At 72.6% G+C, this 16,516-nt stretch carries 15 protein-coding genes and 1 pseudogene; 8 read left to right on the top strand and 8 right to left on the bottom strand.

Annotated features, from left to right (window positions below):
• Positions 1–45 precede the first annotated feature (45 nt).
• The 7 genes from JF597_RS28575 (at position 46) to JF597_RS28545 (ending at position 7,499) form a co-directional block, all read left to right on the top strand.
• Positions 46–1,203 carry a Gfo/Idh/MocA family oxidoreductase gene (locus JF597_RS28575; RefSeq protein ID WP_294002096.1) on the top strand — a complete coding sequence of 386 codons (1,158 nt, stop codon included), beginning with the start codon at positions 46–48 and terminating at the stop codon, positions 1,201–1,203.
• Entirely contained in the window at positions 1,200–2,351 is a 1,152-nt protein-coding gene (locus JF597_RS28570; RefSeq protein ID WP_294002095.1) for a dihydrodipicolinate synthase family protein, read from the top strand. The genes JF597_RS28575 and JF597_RS28570 overlap by 4 nt, the downstream gene beginning before the upstream one ends.
• 32 nt (positions 2,352–2,383) lie before the next feature.
• Positions 2,384–3,184, top strand: coding sequence for a sugar phosphate isomerase/epimerase family protein (locus tag JF597_RS28565; RefSeq protein ID WP_294002119.1), 801 nt, complete (start codon positions 2,384–2,386; stop codon positions 3,182–3,184).
• A gap of 237 nt (positions 3,185–3,421) precedes the next feature.
• Complete coding sequence (locus JF597_RS28560) at positions 3,422–4,501, top strand: MerR family transcriptional regulator (protein WP_294002093.1); 1,080 nt, start codon at positions 3,422–3,424, stop codon at positions 4,499–4,501.
• Positions 4,502–4,960: 459 nt separating this feature from the next.
• On the top strand, positions 4,961–5,974 hold the full coding sequence (locus tag JF597_RS28555) for a DUF5937 family protein (RefSeq protein WP_294002092.1): 1,014 nt from the start codon (positions 4,961–4,963) through the stop codon (positions 5,972–5,974).
• 147 nt (positions 5,975–6,121) lie between these two features.
• Positions 6,122–6,538 carry a hypothetical protein gene (locus tag JF597_RS28550; RefSeq protein WP_294002090.1) on the top strand — a complete coding sequence of 139 codons (417 nt, stop codon included), beginning with the start codon at positions 6,122–6,124 and terminating at the stop codon, positions 6,536–6,538.
• A gap of 76 nt (positions 6,539–6,614) precedes the next feature.
• On the top strand, positions 6,615–7,499 hold the full coding sequence (locus JF597_RS28545) for a hypothetical protein (protein WP_294002088.1): 885 nt from the start codon (positions 6,615–6,617) through the stop codon (positions 7,497–7,499).
• A 5-nt stretch (positions 7,500–7,504) separates the two neighbouring features.
• Here JF597_RS28545 and rbsD read toward each other — a convergent pair whose 3' ends face one another.
• From rbsD to JF597_RS28520, 5 genes are all read right to left on the bottom strand, one after another.
• Entirely contained in the window at positions 7,505–7,894 is a 390-nt protein-coding gene (gene rbsD, locus JF597_RS28540) for a D-ribose pyranase (RefSeq protein ID WP_294002086.1), read from the bottom strand.
• Complete coding sequence (locus tag JF597_RS28535; protein ID WP_294002085.1) at positions 7,891–8,835, bottom strand: ribokinase; 945 nt, start codon at positions 8,833–8,835, stop codon at positions 7,891–7,893. The genes rbsD and JF597_RS28535 overlap by 4 nt, the downstream gene beginning before the upstream one ends.
• Positions 8,836–8,908: 73 nt before the next feature.
• Positions 8,909–10,855, bottom strand: a complete 1,947-nt coding sequence (locus tag JF597_RS28530; RefSeq protein ID WP_294002083.1) for a substrate-binding domain-containing protein — start codon at positions 10,853–10,855, stop codon at positions 8,909–8,911.
• Entirely contained in the window at positions 10,845–12,389 is a 1,545-nt protein-coding gene (locus JF597_RS28525; protein ID WP_294002081.1) for a sugar ABC transporter ATP-binding protein, read from the bottom strand. The genes JF597_RS28530 and JF597_RS28525 overlap by 11 nt, the downstream gene beginning before the upstream one ends.
• On the bottom strand, positions 12,386–13,429 hold the full coding sequence (locus tag JF597_RS28520; protein WP_294002080.1) for a LacI family DNA-binding transcriptional regulator: 1,044 nt from the start codon (positions 13,427–13,429) through the stop codon (positions 12,386–12,388). The genes JF597_RS28525 and JF597_RS28520 overlap by 4 nt, the downstream gene beginning before the upstream one ends.
• A gap of 169 nt (positions 13,430–13,598) precedes the next feature.
• Here JF597_RS28520 and JF597_RS28515 point away from each other — a divergent pair, with 169 nt between their 5' ends.
• Positions 13,599–13,793 carry a hypothetical protein gene (locus JF597_RS28515; RefSeq protein ID WP_294002079.1) on the top strand — a complete coding sequence of 65 codons (195 nt, stop codon included), beginning with the start codon at positions 13,599–13,601 and terminating at the stop codon, positions 13,791–13,793.
• On the opposite strand, the gene JF597_RS28510 is transcribed toward JF597_RS28515, so the two are convergent.
• From JF597_RS28510 to JF597_RS28500, 3 genes and pseudogenes are all read right to left on the bottom strand, one after another.
• Positions 13,794–14,567, bottom strand: a complete 774-nt coding sequence (locus JF597_RS28510; protein WP_294002078.1) for a DUF5995 family protein — start codon at positions 14,565–14,567, stop codon at positions 13,794–13,796.
• Positions 14,568–14,672: 105 nt separating this feature from the next.
• Positions 14,673–15,602: pseudogene (locus JF597_RS28505) on the bottom strand (ferredoxin).
• A gap of 122 nt (positions 15,603–15,724) precedes the next feature.
• On the bottom strand, positions 15,725–16,507 hold the full coding sequence (locus JF597_RS28500; RefSeq protein WP_294002076.1) for a VOC family protein: 783 nt from the start codon (positions 16,505–16,507) through the stop codon (positions 15,725–15,727).
• Between the last annotated feature and the right edge of the window lie 9 nt (positions 16,508–16,516).

Genomic DNA, 16,516 nt, shown 5'->3' with positions numbered 1-16,516 from the left:
AGCGCTTGCTGCGTTGCTGAGACGCACGCGGACGAAGGGAAACACGTGAACCGCAAGACGGTGCGTATCGCCATGAACGGCGTCACCGGGCGCATGGGCTACCGCCAGCACCTCGTCCGCTCGATCCTCGCCCTGCGCGAGCAGGGCGGACTCGACCTCGGCGACGGCACGGTGCTGTGGCCGGAACCGGTCCTGGTCGGCCGCCGCGAGCACGCGCTCCGCGAGATCGCCGACCGCCACGGCCTCTCGGACGAGCACATCTCCACCGACCTGGAGGCCGTCCTCGCCGACCCGACCATCGACATCTACTTCGACGCCCAGGTCACCTCCGCCCGCGAGGAGGCCATCAAGCAGGCCGTCGCCGCCGGCAAGCACATCTACACCGAGAAGCCGACGGCCACCGGCCTGGACGGCGCCCTGGAGCTGGCCCGGCTCGCGCACGCCAAGGGCGTCAAGTCCGGCGTCGTCCAGGACAAGATCTTCCTGCCCGGCCTGCTGAAGCTGAAGCGGCTCATCGACGGCGGCTTCTTCGGCCGGATCCTCTCGGTCCGCGGCGAGTTCGGCTACTGGGTCTTCGAGGGCGACTGGCAGGAGGCCCAGCGCCCCTCCTGGAACTACCGCGCGGAGGACGGCGGCGGCATCGTCGTCGACATGTTCCCGCACTGGGAGTACGTCCTGCACGAGCTGTTCGGCCGCGTGAAGTCCGTCCAGGCCCTCACCGCCACCCACATCCCGCAGCGCTGGGACGAGAACGGCAAGCCCTACGACGCGACGGCCGACGACGCCGCGTACGGCATCTTCGAGCTCGACGGCGGCGCCGTCGCCCAGATCAACTCCTCCTGGGCGGTCCGCGTCAACCGCGACGAACTGGTCGAGTTCCAGGTGGACGGCACCGAAGGCTCAGCGGTCGCCGGCCTGCGCAACTGCCGTGTCCAGCACCGCAGCGCGACCCCCAAGCCGGTCTGGAACCCGGACATCCCCGCCACCTACGCCTTCCGCGAGCAGTGGCAGGAGGTCCCCGACAACACCGAGTTCGACAACGGCTTCAAGGCCCAGTGGGAGCTGTTCCTCCGGCACGTCTACGCCGACGCCCCCTACCACTGGGACCTGCTGGCCGGCGCCCGCGGCGTGCAGCTGGCCGAGCTGGGCCTGAAGTCCTCGACGGAGGGCCGCCGCATCGAGGTACCGGAGATCGCGCTGTGACCATCCATCTCCCCGCCGCGGACGGGTCGTTGCGGGCGTACGAGCCGCGCACCGAACCCCTCGCCCTCACCCCCGGCACCCCCTTCGCCTCCCGCACGGTCTTCTCGGCGGCGCACGTCGTCGCCGACCCGTTCGCCGACACGAACCCCGACTCGCCCGCCGCCGTCGACTGGGACGCCACCCTCGCCTTCCGCCGCCACCTGTGGTCGCACGGCCTGGGTGTCGCCGAGGCGATGGACACCGCCCAGCGCGGCATGGGCCTGGACTGGGCGGGCGCGGCCGAGCTGATCCGGCGCAGCGCCGCCGAGGCGCGTGCCGTCGGCGGCCGGATCGCCTGCGGCGTCGGCACCGACCAGATCACCGGCGGCACGCTCGCCGAGATCAGGGCGGCGTACGAGGAGCAGCTCGCCCTCGTCGAGGAGTCGGGCGCCCAGGCCATCCTGATGGCCTCCCGGGCGCTCGCGGCGGCCGCCACCGGCCCCGAGGACTACCTCGACGTCTACGGCCACCTGCTGCGCCAGGCCGCCGAGCCGGTGGTCCTGCACTGGCTCGGCCCGATGTTCGACCCGGCGCTGGAGGGCTACTGGGGCTCGTCCGACCTGGACGCGGCCACCGACACCTTCCTCGAGGTCATCGCCGCCCACCCCGACAAGGTCGACGGCATCAAGGTCTCCCTGCTCGACGCGCAGCGCGAGGTCGACCTGCGCCGCCGCCTGCCGCAGGGCGTCCGCTGCTACACCGGCGACGACTTCAACTACCCCGAGCTGATCGCGGGCGACGAGCAGGGCTTCAGCCACGCCCTGCTCGGCATATTCGACCCACTGGGGCCCCTGGCGGCCGAGGGGGTGCGGATCCTGGACACCGGTGACACGGCGGGCTTCCGCCGCCTGCTGGACCCCACCGTGGAGCTCTCCCGGCACCTCTTCCAGACCCCCACCCGGTTCTACAAGACGGGCGTGGTCCTCCTGGCCTGGCTGGCCGGCCACCAGTCCCACTTCACGATGGTCGGCGGCTTCCAGTCGGCGCGCTCGCTGCCGCACTTCGCGCGCGCCTACGAACTCGCCGACGGACTGGGCCTGTTCCCGGACCCCAAGCTGGCCGAGGACCGTATGAAGACCCTCCTCGCCCTGTACGGAGTCAGCCAGTGACCGGCGACCTGTCCCGTTTCTCCATCAACCAGATGACCGTCAAGCAGCTGTCGCTGCCCGAACTCACCGACGCCTGCGGGCGACTGGGCGTACCGGCCGTCGGCCTGTGGCGCGAGCCGGTGCAGGCGTACGGCGTCGACGCGGCCGCCAAGCTGGTCCGCGAGGCCGGTCTGACCGTCACCACCCTGTGCCGCGGCGGCTTCCTCACCGCGATCGACCCGGACGAGCGTGCCGCGGCGCTCGCCGACAACCGGCGGGCGGTCGAGGAGGCCGCGACCCTCGGCACGGACACCCTGGTCCTGGTCTCCGGCGGCCTGCCGACCGGCTCCAAGGACCTGCACGGCGCCCGTGAACGCATCGCCGACGCCCTCGCCGAACTCGGCCCCTACGCCGAGCGGCACGGCGTCCGCCTGGCCATCGAGCCCCTGCACCCGATGTACGCCGCCGACCGCTGCGTGGTCTCCACCCTCACCCAGGCCCTGGACCTCGCGGAACGCTTCCCGGCCCACCAGGTCGGCGTCACCGTCGACACGTACCACATCTGGTGGGACGACCAGGCACCCGCACAGATCGCCCGGGCCGGCGCGGGCGGCCGCATCCACACCTTCCAGCTCGCCGACTGGACCACCCCGTTGCCGGAGGGCGTCCTCAACGGCCGCGGCCAGATCGGCGACGGCGCGATCGACATGCGCGAGTGGCAGGGCTACGTGGAGGCGGCCGGCTACACCGGCGCCATCGAGGTGGAGCTCTTCAACGACGGGCTGTGGGCGAGGGACGGGCGGGAGGTGCTCGCCGAGACGGCGGAACGGTTCGTGCGGCACACGGCGGCCTGACCGGTCGGTGGCCTGCCCGCTTCCCGTGCGGACGGGCAGGCCGCGCCCCTTTCCCGACCTCCTCCGCGATCCCGAACTCCGCTCCGCGTTCCCGCACTTCCGGGGCGCCGGCCACCGAAACACCCGTCCCGCACGGCCCCTGCCGACGCGGTCGGCCGCCCGCCGGGAAGACCGGCGCCCGGCCGGGTTGACCCTCGACCTTGTGCAGGGCCCAGAGTGCCGGGTGTGGAGAACGACATGCGCAGCATCGGGGAGATGGCCCGCGACAGCGGCCTGGGCGTGAGTGCCCTGCGGTTCTACGACCGGTCCGGTGTGCTGGTCCCCGCCTGGGTGGATCCGGTGAGCGGCTACCGCTGGTACGAGCCCGGCCAGCTGGAAGAGGCCCGGCTGCTGGCCCGCCTGCGCCGGGCCGGGATGCCGCTGGCGGACATCCGGCTGGTGCTGGCCGGCTGGTCCGGCCCGGACACCGACCTGGTCCGGAAGCTGCTCACGGTGCACCTGCGCCGTCTGGAACAGGGGCTGTCCGATGCCCGCGCCGAGTTGTCCGCGCTCCGAGCCCTACTCGATCACAGGGAGAACGTCATGACCTCGCTCCGTACCGCCTCCGTCCGCCTGTCCGTCGCCGCGCCGGAGCTGGCGGCCGCGCTGGACTCGGTTCGCTTCGCGGCGAGCACCGACCCGGAGCTGCCGATGCTCGGCGGGGTGCTGTTCGACATCGAGGGCGCGAGTCTGCACGCCGTGGCCACCGACCGGTACCGGATGGCGGTCGCGCGGGCCGGTGTCGGCGGGTACGAGGGGAGCCGCGTGCAGGTCGTCGTGCCCGCTCCGCTCGCCGACGCGATGCGGCCGCTGTTGGACGGCGAGGGAGCCGTGGGGCTCTCCGTCGACGGTGACCGGGTGACTCTGGAGGCCGGGGACCGGCAGGCGGCCGGCCGGTGCCTCGACCACGACTTCCCCGACTACCGCCGTCTCCTGCCCCGGCCCGGCGGACGCCGCGCCGTCGTCGAGGTGGCGGCCTTCCGGCAGGCCCTGCAGACCGGTCCCGTCCGCTCCGGGGAGTCCGGGGCACCCGATCTGAGCGTGCTCAGGGTGGAGGACGACGGCACGGTCGCCCTCTGCGCCGACGCCGACGCCGACGCCGACGGCGACCCGGACCGCGTCGCCGTCAACCGTGCGTTCCTGCTGGCCGCGCTGGCCGCCGGAGCCCGTGACCGACTGGTGCTGGAGATCGGCGCGCCCACCGCGCCGATCGCGATCCGCCGGCCCGACGACGAGGGTGCCTTCTCGCTCCTGATGCCGGTCCGGCTGGAGAACTGACCGCACCTTTTGACGGCATCAAGGAGGGCAGCAAGGCGACCCTCCACGTCAAGGACGGCAGGAAGTGGGGCAGGTGTCGTGGGGGGCCTGCGCGCTCGCCGAATCCGTTGGATCCCATGCGGCACCTGTCTTCGCGGCCGCCTTGGATTGTCACTGGTTGACGCGCTCGGCCCGCGGCGGCTCCAGCCCCGGGCGGAAAAATCTTGGAACCGCGTACAACCCTCCCCCCGCCCCGCCGGTCTCCTTGGCATCAGGGCTTTCGGAGGGGGATCCGGGGGGATCGCGGGGGTTCTGATGCGGAGGGGAAAGCCGAGGGGGTTCGGTCCACGGGCCGGGCCCCCTCGAAACATGTCCGGGCGCAGCCCGCTCCGTCACGGCCGGTTCCTGTGTTGCTCCCGGGTGCCGTGTGCCCCAGGCTGCTCTTGACCGGACGACTGTTCGACTCGGGGGGCGGTTCTCGTGCTGCGCATCCACTTCACGCCTCGGGATCTGACTCGTATCGAGGTCGCGAGCGCCCCCGACCCGCTCTGGGAGGTCGCCTGCAGTCTGCACCGGTTACAGACCTCGCGGGGCCGCTGGGCGTACGCCGACTGGTACCGCGAGACCCGGACCACTCTCGCCGGCACCCGGCTCGGCGGAGCCGTACGCCGGCTCCTGGTCCCCGTGCTGCCCCGGGCCCGCTACCTGCCCGACTTCCTCACCCCGCAGGAGGCCGCCGACGGCCTGGACCGGGGGCTCGCGGCGATCGTCGACACCCCGCCGGAGCGCGTCGCCCACGAGATCCGGCTGCTGGACCGGTCCAGCGGCGCCCCCGACTGGGCGCCCCGGCTGCTGGAACGCGAGGCGAGGGAGGACCTGGCCGGACTCCTGCGGGCCTACCACGAAGCGGTGGTCGCGCCCCACGAGAGCCGTATTCTCGCCACCGTCGCCGCGGAGCGCGCCCAGCGCGGCCGGGACGCCCTCGCGGCCGGGGTCGACGGACTCCTCGCCGGCCTGTCACCCGCGATCCGCTGGCATCCGCCGGTCCTGCACGTCGACTACGTCGAGGACCGTGACCTGCACCTGGCCGGCCGCGGACTGCGCCTGGTCCCCTCCTACTTCTGCTGGCAGTCACCGGTCTCGATGGCCGACGACACCCTCCAGCCGCTGCTGGTCTACCCCGTGCACGCACTGCGCGCGCCCACCCCCGGACACCCGCCCGACGCCTCGCTCGCGGCACTGCTCGGCCGTACCCGGGCGGCCGCGCTGCGGTCCCTCGCACTCGGCGCGACCACCTCCGAACTGGCCCGGTTCCTGGGGGTGTCGGTGCCCACGGCCACCCACCACACCACCGTGCTGCGGGACGCCGGCCTGGTCGTCAGCCAGCGCCACCACAACACCGTCCTGCACACCCTCACCCCGCTGGGCGCCGCGATGCTCAGGGCGAATCCGCACGACGCACCGCGCCCCGGTCTCGCCCCAGGGGCCACGTGAGCGTCCCGGGCCTCGCCGGAGCGGCGAACTCCGCCGCCCGGCGAGGGACTTTAGAGCCCTGTCTAAAGACGTGGTCCGTGTGCCGGGTGCTCTGCCAGCGTTTCGGGTGACCGAGCCACTCACACCCGATCACCACTAGGGGGACCCATGAGGAAGGCCATCGCCGCGGGCGCGTTCGCGCTCGTCTCCGCCGCCGGCTGTCTGGTGTTCGCGCCCGCCGCGTCCGCCGCCCCGGACGCCTGCGTGACCGTCACGCTGAAGACCGGACCCTACGAAGGCGTCGGCGGCACGGCGAACAAGTCGGCGTCCAGCAGCTGCAACGACCTCAACCTGACCTACTCCGACGACTCCACGTCCGCGATCGGCGACTACTACGCCGGCCGCCTCTACCACACCTCCAGCAGTTCCTGGGTGACCTGCAACAAGGGGTACGTCTGGGCCGGCGACGGCAGCCACAGCATCAACGACTCCACCTACGCGCTGTGCACCGATGTGAGCGACAACACGAAGTTCACGGTGGCGAGCAAGATCGACGGCGGCGACACCGTCCACATCACGCACTGACCCGGTTCAAGAGTTCCAGGGGCGCCGCGGGCCCGAGCGGTCCGCGGCACCCGCCTCCACCCGTAGGCAGGACCCCATGATCCGGATGCTCCGTTCGGCCCGCCCGGCCCTCGCCGCCGCCCTCACCCTGCTCGCCACCGCGGTCACCGCCTGCACGACCGGCCAGGCCGCGCAGCCCGACGCCGGCCCCCGCGCGGCCACCGTGACCCCGGCCCGGCTCGGCGACACCCTGCCGGCCGACCCGGTGCGCATGGTCCTGCCCGCGACCGGCGCGGAGTCCCGCTGGACGCAGGGGCTGGACGTGTTCGTACAGCAGGTGCAGCGGGCCGCGGCGGCCTCCTGCGCCCGCGACCGAGGTTTCACCCTGCCCGCCCAGCCGCCGATCGCCTTCATCCGCTACTCCGAACTCCCCGACCTGGACTTCATCGCCCGCCACGGCACCAGCGAGAGCGCCACCGTGCCCGCACCGTCGGCGAGCCCCGCCCCGGCGCGGACCGGAGCCGCGGCCGAGGTACGCGCCTGCCTCACCCGGGGGACGGCGGCAGCCAAGGCCTTGCGCGACCGCTACGCCGAAACGCAGGGGCAGTGGTTCTCCACGGTCACGTCACTGCGCCGGGACCCCGCCACCCTCCGCGCCCTGCGCACCCTGCCGGACTGCTTCGCCCGGTACGGCATCGAGGCCCGCGACGAGAACGCCTACTTCGCCCTCGCCGACCAGCTGATGCAGACGGCCGACGCGAGCGGCCTCGCGGTGCGGGAGCGCGAGCTGGGCCAGGCGTACGCCGCCTGCATGCGCCCGGTCGAGGCGGTGCGCGAACCCGCCCGCGCCGGGCTGCGCGCCCGTTTCCTCGCGGCCCCCGAACACGCCGCCGCCGTCCGCGCGTTGCGCACCACCCTGGTCCCGGCCCTGCGCGCCGCCGAGAAGCGGTACGGCGTGCCGCTGGTGTTCCCGGAGCCGTAGCCGGTCTAGAAGAACACCCCGCACCGCAGCAGCACGTTCGCGTACGGCCGGGCCTCCCCGGTCCGTACGACCAGCCGTGCCTCCGCCGACAGCTCCTTCAGCCGCTCGTGCGGGACCAGTGCCAGGTCGGGGAAGTGCCCGTCCAGCAGCGCGGCGGCGGCCGGATTGGCCCCGCGTATCTCGCTCGCCGCGGTCGCGCCCTCCACGACCAGCTCGGCCAGCAGCCCCTCCAGCACCTCCGCGAAGGACGGCACCCCGGCCCGGAACGCCAGGTCCACGACCCGCGGCCCCTTCGGGATCGGCATCCCGGCGTCGCACACCAGCACCCCGTGCCCGTGCCCCAACTCGGCGAGGGCGCCGGAGAGGTGACGGTTGAGGATCCCCGTCTTCTTCACAGCGCCTCGCCTCGCCCGTCCGCCCCCGGATCGGCACAGCGCAGCGCGTCGACCTCCGCCGCCGTCGGGTACGACTCCTGCGCGCCCCGCCGGGTCACCGCCGCCGCCCCCACCCGCGCCGCGTACGCCGCCGCCGCGCCGAGCGACTCGCCCGCTCCGAGCCGTACCGCGAGGGCCGCCGTGAACGCGTCCCCGGCACCGGTCGTGTCCACCGTGTCCACCTTCACGGAGGAGACGTGCGAGACGCCGTCGCCGTCGGCCACCAGCGCACCCTGCGCGCCCAGCGTCACCACCACCGACTTCGGGCCCTTGGCGAGCAGGAGCCGCGCCCAGTCGGCCGGTTCCTCGCTCACGCACGCCTCGCCCAGGATCACCCGCGCCTCGTGCTCGTTCACGATCAGCGGGTCGCAGGCCGCCAGGACCTCACCGGGGAGGGGCCGCGGCGGGGAGGGGTTGAGGACGAAACGGCTGCCGGGCGCCAGGTTCCGTACGACCTCCAGCACCGTCTCCAGCGGGATCTCCAGCTGCGTGGACACCACCCGGGAGGCGTGGAAGAGGCTCACCGCGGCCCGCACGTCCGCCGGCGTCAGACGGCCGTTCGCGCCCGGCGACACCACGATGCTGTTGTCGCCGGAAGGATCCACGGTGATGAGGGCGACCCCCGTCGGCGCCCCGCCCGCCAGCACACCCACCGTGTCCACACCGGCCGCCCGCTGCGAGTCGAGCAGCAGCCTGCCGTGCGCGTCGTCGCCGACCCGGGCCAGCAGGGCGGTACGGGCACCGAGCCGGGCGGCCGCGACCGCCTGGTTGGCGCCCTTGCCGCCGGGATGCGTGGCGAGGTCGCCGCCGAGCACGGTCTCACCCGCGCCCGGCCGCCGCTCGACACGGATCACCAGGTCGGCGTTGGCCGATCCCACGACCAGGAGGTCGTAGTCGTACATCAGATGACTCCCTCTGCGAATGGGTCGAGGCGGCCGGGGCTCCATTCAAGCGCCCGGCCGCCTCCCTGGTGCCTCAGCCCGTGAAACCGGCCACGTTGTCCTTCGTGACCACCTTCACCGGGACCTTGATCGCCGACGGGATCTTCTGGTCCTTGACGGCCTTGAGGGCGTTGTCCACGGCGATCTTCCCGAGCTGGCTGGGCTGCTGGGCCACCGACGCGTACAGCGTGCCGTTCTTGACGGCGGTCAGGCCGTCCGGGGTGCCGTCGAAGCCGACCACCGAGACCGACGAACCGGCCTTGGAACCCAGCGCCTTGATCGCGCCGAGGGCCATCTCGTCGTTGGCGGCGATGACGCCCTGGACGTCCGGGTGGGCCTGGAGCAGGTTCGACATCACGTCGAGGCCCTTGGTGCGGTCGAAGTCGGCGGGCTGCTGGGCCACCACCTGGATACCGGGGTAGGCCTTGAGGCCCTCGGCGAAGCCCTGCGCCCGCTCCCGGGCGGCGGAGGTACCGGCCTGGCCCTGCAGGATCACGATCTTGCCCTGGCCGCCGAGCTTCTCGGCGATCGTCTTCGCGGCCAGCTCGCCGCCGGCGACGTTGTCGGAGGCGACCAGCGTCGCCGTCTTCGCGTTGTTCACGCCGCGGTCGACGGCGATCACCGGGATGTCCGCCTTGTCGGCCGCCTTCACGGAGTTGCTCGCCGCGTCCGAGTCGACCGGGTTGACGATGATCGCGCCCAGCCCCGAACTGGTGAAGTTCTGGAGCTGGTTGGCCTGCTGCGAGGCGTCGTTCTGGGCGTCCGTGACGGTCAGGTCCACGCCCTGCTTCCTCGCCTCGGCCTGGGCACCGGCTCGGATCTGCACGAAGAAGGGGTTGTTGAGGGTGGACAGGGACAGGCCGATCTTCGGGCTGGTGGAGGAGGAGCCGGTGTGCAGGAGGGAGGTCGCGGCCACCAGGGCCGCGGTCACAACTGCGGCCAGGGCGTACGTCCCGGCCTGCCTGCCCTTGTTGCCCCCGGTGCCGGCGGCGAGCGGGGTGGCCCCGGCCTTGCGGCGCACGGTGTCCAGGAGGACGGCCAGCGCGATGACGACGCCGATGACGACCTGCTGCCAGAACGCGGACACGTTGAGCAGGTTGAGGCCGTTGCGCAGCACCGCGAGGATCAGCGCGCCGATCAGCGTGCCGGACGCCTTGCCGGTGCCGCCGGCCAGCGAGGCGCCGCCGATCACGACGGCCGCGATGGCGTCCAGTTCGTAACCGTTGGCGGCCTGCGGCTGAGCGGAGGACAGCCGGGCGGCGAGCACGATGCCGGCGACGGCCGCGAACAGCCCGGACAGGGCGTAGATGGCGAGCTTCTGCTTGTTCACCCGCAGCCCGGACAGCCGGGCGGCCTCCTCGTTGCCGCCGATCGCGTACATCGAGCGCCCGATGTAGGTCCGGCCGAGCACGAAGGCCGCGATCAGCCCCATGAGGACCATGACCAGCACCGGCACCGGCAGCCAGCCGCCGAGGGTGTCACCGAGGTGCGAGACGGAGTCGGGGAAGGCGATGGGGGAGCCCCCGGAGATCACCAGCGCCAGACCGCGCCCCACCGACAGCATCGCGAGCGTCGCGATGAACGGCGGCAGCTTGCCGTACGCGATGAGGAAGCCGTTGACGAGACCGGCCGCGATGCCGGTGGCGACGGCGAGGACGACGGCCAGGAACACCGGCACCCCGTGCGACGTGGCGCTCCACGCCAGCACGGTGGCCGACAGGGCCGCCACCGAGCCGACCGACAGGTCGATGCCGGCCGCGACGATCACGAACGTCGCACCGAACGCCAGGATCGCCGTCACGGCGGCCTGGACGCCGACGTTGAGCAGGTTGTCGGTGGTGAGGAAGTCCCCGGACAGCGCCGACATGGCGATGACGAGGACGATCAGCGCGGTGAGCGCGCCGTTGTCGAGGAGCAGCCGGCGCACACCGGAGACGCCACCGGCGCCCGCGTTCTGGTTCTTGAGCGTGTCAGTGGCCACGTCCGGCCTCCTTGTCGGTTGTGGTGGGAGCGGCGGGGGCGCTCGTGGGGGTGCTCACGGCGAGGGACATGACGGCGTCCTGGGTGGCCTCGCCGGCGGCGAGCTCGCCCGCGATCCGCCCCTGGGCCATCACCAGCACCCGGTCGCTCATCCCGAGGACCTCCGGCAGATCGCTGGAGATCATCAGCACGGCGGCCCCGGCGGCCGTGAGTTCGTTGATCAGCTGGTAGATCTCGACCTTGGCGCCGACGTCGATGCCGCGCGTCGGCTCGTCGAGGATCAGCACCTTGGTGTCGGCGAGCAGCCACTTGCCGATGACGACCTTCTGCTGGTTGCCGCCGGAGAGCGTCCGCACGTGCTGCCCGAGCCCGGCCATCCGCACGCCCAGCTGCCCGGCGATCCGCTCGGCGGCGACGTGCTGCCCCCTGAGGTCGACGATCCCGGCCCGGGTCGCCTTCCGGAGGGTCACCAGGCCGAGGTTCTCCTCGACGGAGGCGTCCAGCACCAGCCCCTGGCCCTTGCGGTCCTCGGGGACGAGCCCGATCCCGGCGGCCATGGCCGCGTTGACGTCGGACCGCCTGAGCGCCGTACCGGCGACCTTCACGGCCCCCTTGTCGTACGGATCGGCCCCGAAGACCGCCCGTACGACCTCCGTACGACCGGCACCCACCAGCCCGGCGATCCCGACGACTTCGCCCGCGTGCACCTCGAAGCTCACGTCGTGGAAGACGCTGTCCCGGGTCAGCCCCTCCACGGACAGCAGCGCCGCCCCGGCCTCGCCCCGCTCCCTCGGGTACTGCTGCTCGATGGAGCGCCCGACCATGAGCCGGACGAGCTCGTCCTCGGGCGTGGTGGCGGGCACCTGGCCCACGCTCTTCCCGTCGCGGATGACGGTGACCCGGTCGCCCAGGGCGGCGATCTCCTCCAGGTGATGCGTGATGAAGACGATCCCGACCCCGTCCGCGCGCAGCTGCCGCACGATCGCGAAGAGCTTCTCCACCTCCTCCGAGGTGAGCACGGCGGTCGGCTCGTCCATGATGAGCACGCGCGCGTCCAGGCTGAGCGCCTTGGCGATCTCGACCATCTGGAGGCGGGCGATCCCGAGTTCACGGACACGCGCGCGTGGCGACACGTGCACGCCGACCCGCTTCAGCAGGACCTCGGCGTCGGCCTCCATCCGCTTCCGGTCGATCATCCCGAAGCGGCGCGGCTGCCGGCCCAGGAAGATGTTCTCGGCGACCGTGAGGTCGGGTACGAGGTTGAACTCCTGGTAGATGGTGGCGATCCCGAGCCGCTCGGAGTCCTGCGCACCATGGATGCGCACCTCCTCGCCGCCGGCCAGGATCCGCCCCGCGTCGGGGGTGTAGGCGCCGGAGAGCATCTTGATGAGGGTGCTCTTGCCCGCGCCGTTCTCACCGAGGAGTACGTGCACCTCGCCCCGGCGCAGATCGAAGTCGACGCCGTCGAGCGCGACCACGCCGGGGAAGGACTTCCGTATGCCCTCGATGCGCAGCAACTCGTCCGGGTTGCTCACGATGTGCTCCTTTGCACAGGGGTGGGTGACTGTGGGGGGTGGGGGTCGCGGCCCTCGCCGCACGAACGGCGGACGACGAGCCGGGCGGGGAGGGTGACGGACTGCGGGGGCCGTCCCTCGATGCGGTCGACCAGCGCGCGCACGGCGGCGCGGCCGAGCTCGCGGGTCGGCTGGGCGATGGCGGTGACGGGGGGGTCGGTGTGCACGAACCAGGGGATGTCGTCGAAGGCGGCCAGTGCTATGTCACATGGCACCCGCAGCCCCCGCGCCCGGATCGCGTCCAGCGCGCCCAGCGCCATCAGGTTGTCCGCGGCGAACACGGCCTCGGGCGGCTCGGGCAGGTCGAGGAACCCCTCGGTGACCCGCCGCCCGCTCTCGGCCTGGAAGTCGCCCTGGCCCGTGTAGGCGTCGGGGAGGGGGACGCCGTACTCGGCGAGCGCCTCCCGGAAGGCCTCGACACGCTCGCTGCCGGTGGTGGTGGCCGCCGGCCCGGCGATGATCGCGACCCGCCGGTGCCCGAGCCCGCACAGGTGCGCGACGAGATCGCGGATCGCGGATCGTCCGTCCGCCCGCACCACGGGGACGTCCATGCCCGGGATCCACCGGTCGACGAAGACCATGGGCGTCCCGGCCCGTGCCGCCTCCAGCATCAGCGGTGAGCCGCCGTCGGTGGGGGAGACGAGCAGCCCGTCGATCCGCCGGTCGAGCAGCGTCCGCACGTGGTGGTCCTGGAGGTCCGGCCGCTCGTCGGCGTTGCCGATGATGACGCTGTAGCCGAGAGCGCGGGCCGCCTCCTCGACCGAGCGGGCCAGCTCGGTGAAGTACGGGTTCATCACGTCGCTGATGACCAGGCCCAGGGTGCGGGTCTGGTCGGTGCGCAGGGAGCGGGCGACGGCGTTCGGGCGGTAGCCCAGCACGGCGACGGCCGCCAGCACCCGCGTACGGGCGTCGTCGCTGACCGACGGATGGTCGTTCAGGACCCGCGACACCGTGGCGACGGAGACCCCCGCCTCGGCGGCCACGTCCTTGATGCTCGCCATCGCCGCTCCACCTCCTCGTGGAATCGATTACACGACTGCGTGTAGGGAGGATTGGAATCGATTACACGGGGGTCCGGCAAGGGTTCGGAGGTGGCCGAAATCCAATCGTGACCGAACGGGGCGCCGCCGGGACTGGCTCACTCGCTGCCTGACCTGTGGAATTCCCGGCATGACCCGGACGGAGATACGTGACGGCGCGCTGCTGCTGTTCGTCGCCGTGCTGGAGGCGGCCGTGATCGCGGGCGGCGGGCTCTCGGTGGCCTGGGCGCTCGGCGTCGCCGTCGCCTACCTGGTGTTCCTGCAGGCCTGGGTCAGGGGCCTGGTGCGCCGCCGTCGACCTGGGGCCGCCGACGGCGCGGACTGATCACCGGGCGGCGGCTCCCTGCACGGCGCCGTCCAGGTGGCTGATCACGGCCGGGACGTCGTCGCTCTCGGTGTGCCGGATCAGTTCCAGGGCCGGGCGGACGAGGCCGCCGGGCCGCGCTGTCAGCCGGGCGAGGACGGTGGCCCGGGTGTCGAGCCGTTCGACGGTGGCCGCCTGCTCCTGCTCGTTCTGGCCGGACAGCAGGACGGCGTTGTGCCATGCCTCCGCGCGGGACTCGCGGACGCTGAAGTCGAGGATCCGCTCGTCGGTGCGGCCGCCGACCTTGTCCAGCAGCGACAGGAGGGGCGACACGGCGTCGACGGAGTCCTGCACCGCCAGCACCACCCGCGCGAGGATGTCGTTGATCAGCAGGAAGTCGTGGTGCAGGACGTGGATGTCCTCGCCCGGGACGGTCCGTGCGGCGGCGACCGCCAGGTCGAGGTTGATGTGCGCGTTCACGCCCAGGACCAGGTGCTGGACGATGACGGTGTCGGCGTCGTCCAGCAGCCCGAACGTCTCGCGCCAGCAGCGCGGTCCGCTCCGGTCACGGCGCCAGGCGTCGTACGCGTCGAAGTAGCGGTTGCCGAAGATCGTGTCGAAACGGTCCATGCGGGGGCCGTCGTCGAACTGCCCGGCGTGGATGGCGGCGCGGATCTCGACGGTCACCTGCCGGTACAGCGCGGCGAAGTACCCGATCCGGTCACCGGTGCGCTCGGCCTCCCGCACGATTCCGGCAAGTCCGTCCACGACATCGTCGATGTTCTGTGCCGCCATGCCCAACTCCCCATCCCAGTGGCCTCGTTGCAGCCATGTCCTACCACCGCGGGCCGGGGAACGGCACCGGACGTGACAGGCGGGTTGCGGGGGCGAGCGGAAGACTCACCAGCGCACTGCGGCGAAGTCCACCGGGCGGGACCGTAGTTCACGAGACCGGGACGCCAAGTCGCGCAGTCGCGCGCCCATTTCCTCATGGGGGAGGTGACGGCGGTCGCCGTGGCCCGGCAGCAGCCATTCGAAGCGCAGCCGGTCGGTGGCGGCCCGGCTCAGCGAGGCGGCCAGCTCCCGGATCGAGTACCAGGTGACGCTGTCGGCCACCTCGATGTCCGCCGTCGTACGCGACCAGTAGAAGCTGTCCCCGCTGAAGCAGTAACGGTCGTCGGCCAGGTAGAGCACGCTGCCCCGGGTGTGCCCGGGGAAGGGGAGGGCGACGACGCCGTCGGCGATCACGGTCGGCTCGGTGCCGCGCAGCACCCGGTCGGCGTCCGGGGCGGCCTCGAGGTCGCCCTCGTGGATTCAGAGCCGGGCGCTGAACCGGTCGGCGTACCGGCGGCCGTGCGCCGCGTGGTCGCGGTGGGTGAGGAGTACGTCGGTGACGAGCCCCCGGGCCTCGTAGCGGGTGGCGAGCGCCGGGCTCCAGCGCGGGGTGTCGACCATCATCGACGTGCCGTCGGGGCGGCGCAGGAGGTAGGAGTTGGCGCCCGCGGTGTGCGGGGAGTTGTGCCCGCACAGCAGCACGATGCCGGTACCTGTCCCGGTGCTCGTGCCGGTGCCGGTGTCGTCTTCCAGGGGCATCGGGAACGGGTCCCGGGCCGGGTCCAGCCGCCCGCCCGGCGGCCGGACGGACCGGGTGGGGCAGGCGTGCGCCGCCGCCTGTAACCGCGCCGCCTCCGCCGCGTCGCGCGGCTGCCGCAGCACGGCCGAGCGCCCCGCCACCTCCCCGACGAGGCCCGGGGCGAGCTGCCGCGCCACGTCGCAGTTCGTGCAGCGCCCGTCCACCCACCAGCCGTGCCCGGCCTCTTCGGTTCCCATGACACGAGCCCCTTCCGCTCTCCGTACCGCCGGTCGTCCCAGGGGTATCCCGGGCGTCACGGAAAGCGGAAGGGGGCCAAGATCTGGTGCTCACGGCAAAGTGCTGCTCTGCCGTCCACGGATCACATCGGCTTCGGCTTGAACACCGCGAAGGTCGCGCCCTGCGGGTCGGCGACCACGGCCATGCGGCCGGCCATCATCTCGAACGGCGGTTGGAACACCGTGCCGTTGCGCTTGACCAGGGCGTCCACGGTGGAGTCGACGTCGTCGACCGCGAAGTAGGTGAGCCAGTGCGGCGGGACGCCGGGGCGGTCGTCGCCGAGCTGGGCGGCGCCACCGACGCCCCGGCCGCCGACGTTCAGGGACCAGTAGTTCCCGGCGGCGCCCTCCATCGGCTGGATCTCGATCCCGAAGGACTCGCCGTAGAAGCCGGTGGCGCCGGGTACGTCGCTGGTGTTCAGCTCGTTCCAGATCAGCGCGCCCGGCTCGTTGACCACCCCCGCGCCGTGGAAGTCGCCCGGCTGCCACACCCCGAACACCGCGCCCTGCGGATCGGCGGCGATCAGCATCCGGCCGATGCCGCCGACGTCCATCACCGGGGCGATCAGGGTGCCGCCCGCCGAGACGATCGCGTCCTGGGTGGCCTGTGCGTCGGTGCTGGCCAGGTAGGTGGTCCAGACGGTCGGCGGCTCCGGCTGCCCTTCGGGTGCCATGGTCGAGCCGATGCCGGCCACCGGCTTGCCGTGCAGCGTGCAGACCGCGTACCCGCCGAAGTCGGCCCCGCCGACCTCGCCCTGCCAGCCGAACAGGTCACGGTAGAAGTCCAGCGCGGCCTGCTGGTCCTGCGCCATCAGATCGACCCAGCACGGGGTGCCGGTCGGGTACGGAGTAGTGACTTCGGGCATCTCCAGCTC

It is taken from the genome of Streptomyces sp., assembly GCF_019510245.1.
Lineage (GTDB): Bacteria > Actinomycetota > Actinomycetes > Streptomycetales > Streptomycetaceae > Streptomyces.
Note: the sequence above shows the minus strand (reverse complement) of the source record. Positions and strands in the feature narration are given on the sequence as shown.